At 57.6% G+C, this 3,819-nt stretch carries 3 protein-coding genes; 1 reads left to right on the forward strand and 2 read right to left on the reverse strand.

Going from position 1 to position 3,819, the window contains the following annotated elements:
- Nucleotides 1-184: 184 nt before the first annotated feature.
- A complete protein-coding gene (locus HP499_RS21970) occupies nt 185-553 on the reverse strand; it encodes a hypothetical protein (RefSeq protein WP_216660241.1) in 369 nt (122 codons plus the stop codon).
- 260 nt (nt 554-813) lie between these two features.
- Nucleotides 814-2,106, reverse strand: coding sequence for a choice-of-anchor P family protein (locus tag HP499_RS21975; RefSeq protein ID WP_172326220.1), 1,293 nt, complete (start codon nt 2,104-2,106; stop codon nt 814-816).
- A 291-nt stretch (nt 2,107-2,397) separates the two neighbouring features.
- Between HP499_RS21975 and HP499_RS25315 the strand changes: the two genes are divergently transcribed.
- Nucleotides 2,398-3,819 (forward strand): FG-GAP-like repeat-containing protein (locus HP499_RS25315; RefSeq protein ID WP_172326221.1); only part of this gene is annotated, 1,422 nt, incomplete at its 3' end.

The raw sequence follows: 3,819 nt of genomic DNA on the forward strand, positions 1-3,819 counted from the left end.
CGATACAGCAGCCATCTCGGACATCGCAGGAGCCCTTTCCAAGGACCAGTTAGGCGCCTATGTCACGGCCCATGCTCTGGAAAAAGGAAACTAGTCCCGGACTCGACATCATGTCTTGATGAGCTTTTGCCCCTGTACGCGCAGGTCATCGCATACAGGGGCTTTCTCATAGCCTCGTAAGCGTCTAAGAGGTTGCGCCATCTTTGCAGAAACCGTTGGCTCGGATGGCCTCTACGACCCCCGCCGCCTCGGTATCGGCTATCGGATCGTCGGCGCGATTGAAATGCTTGACCACTGTAGCCACGAGCGCTTTGTCACTTCCGCCCTGGAGCATGGCCGCACAGACATAGCGGGAGTTGGTTGCTATCTCTTCCTGCGTGAACTTCGGAGCCACAGGAGAGATGCGTTTCATCAGGTCCGCGCTCTGTTCCTCCGTCACCTTCGGGACTGCTGGCTTGGACTGCGTCGTCGTGGGCGATGGCTCAGACTGACTCGGAGCCGAACACCCAGCAAGAGCGAGCGTGATCATTGCAGCAGAGAGTGCGCGTCTCATAAAAGTGGGGTTCTCCTGGGAGTTAGCAGTACAGGTCGTGGGCACTTGGCCCGCAGACGACACTATCCGATGCCACGGCACACGCCCAGTTGCCTACAGTTGCTGGAGTCCCGAAACCTCTATGGATTGCCCAAGCTCCAGGCAGAGTATCCGGAAGTCAACTAAACGGCTGCACAACACCATAAGGTCCCGCCAACTCGACGTTGGCGGGACCTTATGGTCCTTGCTATGAAATATCGATGAGTCAGAACACCACGGGCTTATGCTCCGACGCTTGAGTTGGAGTATCCGATTTGGATTCTTGACCCTGTAGGAAGAGTCCCAAGGGCTTGGCTAAGTACGATCTCAACCATAGTGACAATAATTGTGGTCGATGACTTGCTGACTTTGTGCAAAGTGACTTGGCCTAGGCCTGGAACCTGAATTACCGTGTTTGGCGCAACAGAAGCGTTGATTGCGGGCAATCCAGCGATCCGGAGATTCGTGAAGGTGGACGTGTCCGTCAGCTTGACTGCGCCCCCACCCGGAGCGCGGCTTGCGCTCGTTTCGGCCTTGATCGCGTCAACCTTAATGACGCCATTCAGAACATTGACTCCGCTAATGGTATTGACCACGGCGCTTTTCGCCTCAGGTGTGAGAACGCCCGTAGCCGTCGTCACCGAAGCCCCGGCAGAGGCCACACCGGGGATGTTCACGGCCGCTACATTCGCCGTGGTCGTTCCTCCACTGCATTTGACGGATGCCAGTGCAGTCGGGCCGGACCCAATGAGACCCGACGCCAGGGTAGCCCTCGTACCGTAACCTGTCCCAGCTAGATAGCCGGTCTGCGGCGGGGTCAACTTGACGTTACTTACGCCGAGGCGGATGTCTGTACCAACCTTCAGGCCAAGGAGCCCGGCTTTCAGGATCTCCACCCGGAGGGCTGTAGTGGAGACTTGATAGGTGGTGCCGACCAAGCGCTTCTCCTGACCGTTCAGCGTAACTTTTCCTACCGAGCCCAGAAGCGGCACCTTGAGATCGATAACGGTATTTGCTGCCGGGTTGGCATTTACAGCAATGCCCAACACTTTGAGGTCGGCGATCGTTGTTTTATTCGTCCCGGCAAAGGCACCTGCCGTGTTCTTATCGGCCGTGCTTTCGGAGGTTATAGCGCCGGCTGTGATGAGACCACCCAAGAGATTCGCCCCGGCAACCGTGGACTTGCCCTCAATTCGTTTACCGGTTGTGGTGAGAACTGTCTTGACGGTCGTGGTCGCATTGCCGACAGTTCCAACGGCGGGGACGTTTAGTCCGCTGACATTGTTGGAGGCTGTCTTTCCCGTTGCGCCAGTACAGGCAATGCTTGCACTCGCGGTGGGACCGGAAGTCAGTGTTTTGTCAGTGTTGAAGATGTAGGAACCGTATGCTGAGCCTGCAAATCCGGTAGTGACCTGTGCAGGTGTGATGGCTGTAGTGGCAAAAGCCGGAGAGGCTGCGCCCGTAAGCGCAAGCGCAAGAGCGCCCGCTAAAGCGACCATAGAACGTTTCATGTAATGCCCCCAGAAGTAGAACACGATGCGGTGATGGTGATCACACCGTAACGTCCAGCGTCACCACTGGCAATAGAACCAAAGGAGATGACGCTTTTTCGTGATTCCCGCACAATTACTGCGTCATTCTCTCTCTCTCGAAAAAAACTCAGCTTGGTCCTTTACTTGGAGCAAGAGGCCCTCGGCTCCCCCGAGACTTTTCGTCCCTGCCCCAAGACCACTCGCAGAGCATCAGTAGCATTCACCGGCCGTGCTAATCGGGCTATACAATTCCCATGAAGACGCGCTTCCGCGTCACTACTTCCGGGGGTTTCAATGACTGCTGTTTTGGATCGTTCGCGCGCGTGGGGGACGGTGAACGCACCAAACCGGCGCAGAACTGCGGTCGGGGCTGTTTCGCTCGGCTTGGCCATGACCGTGTTGTTGGGAACCTCGGCCTCGCCTGCGACCGCAGATGCAGTTGACGACGTCGTCCCAGTGGGCGACCGGCCTGCGTCAATCGCCGTGAACACTTCAACCGATACGGCGTATGTGGCCACGTGGGAGGGCATTTTCAGCGTCGGGGGAAGCGGCGGCGGGCGCATATACCTGCCATCTGACTATCCGTCGGATGTCGCGGTGAACTCAAAGACCAACAAGGTCTATGTGAGCGATGCGAACTCTGTCGCCGTGCTTGACGGAGTAACCAACGCAGCGACAATCGTCCCTGTTGGCGCCAAAGCGGGCGTCCTCGCGGTGAACGAAAAGACCAATAAGGTCTATGTCAGCACACCAGCTGGCCTTAAGATCATCGATGGCGCCACAAACACAGCCACGCCTATCCCGACCTCCACGGGAGCTCTGGACATCGCGGTCAATACAAGCACCAACAAGGTCTACGCACTTTCCGGTGGAACTGTGAAAGTGATCGATGCCAGCGGCAAGATCACGTCAACGGTATCTGTGGGTGCGGACGGGATCGGCGCTATCACGATCAATCCGTCAAAAAACAGGATCTACTTCACGACGACTCCAAAATATGGATCGAGCGTCAAAGTCATCGACGGCGCCAGCGACACGATCGTAGGATCCATGGCGTCCGAAAGCCCACTGGGAACTTTGGCTGTGAACCCTGCTACCGACAAGGTCTACGTTGAATCCGACACCTGGAGCAGCGACGGATCCGTCAAGGTGATCGACGGCACTACCCTGACGGAAACTGCGCACATAGCCACGGCTACCAGGGTTCGCAGCATCGTGGTAAACCCGTCCAACAATAAGATCTACGCCACCCAGACTGGCCGTGGAGCCACCGTTATTGATGGCCGAAACAACACCAGCATTGCGCTTTACACCGGTCAGGAACCCGACGCTGCAGTCGTGAACACGTCCAACAACAGGGTTTACGTGGTCAACGCCGAGAGTGATTCCGTGGGCGTCATTGACGGAAATGCGGAGCAGCCCCTCAAGAACGACTTCAATAAAGATCGCAAGGCAGACATTTTGGCTAGAGATACAGCGGGGGTGCTCTGGCTCTACCCCGGCGATGGCTCCGGCGGCTGGCTGCCCCGTGTCCAGGTGGGACAAGGCTGGAACGTCATGAGCGCCCTGGTGTCTCCCGGCGACTTCAATGGAGACGGCAACGCCGATGTCTTGGCCCGTGACGGCGGCGGGGTGTTGTGGCTTTACCCCGGCAACGGCTCCGGCGGCTGGCTCGCGCGTGTGCAGGTCGGCAGCGGCTGGGAAGGCATGAGCGCA

Source organism: Paenarthrobacter sp. CM16, assembly GCF_013179505.1.
Classification (GTDB): Bacteria; Actinomycetota; Actinomycetes; order Actinomycetales; family Micrococcaceae; genus Arthrobacter.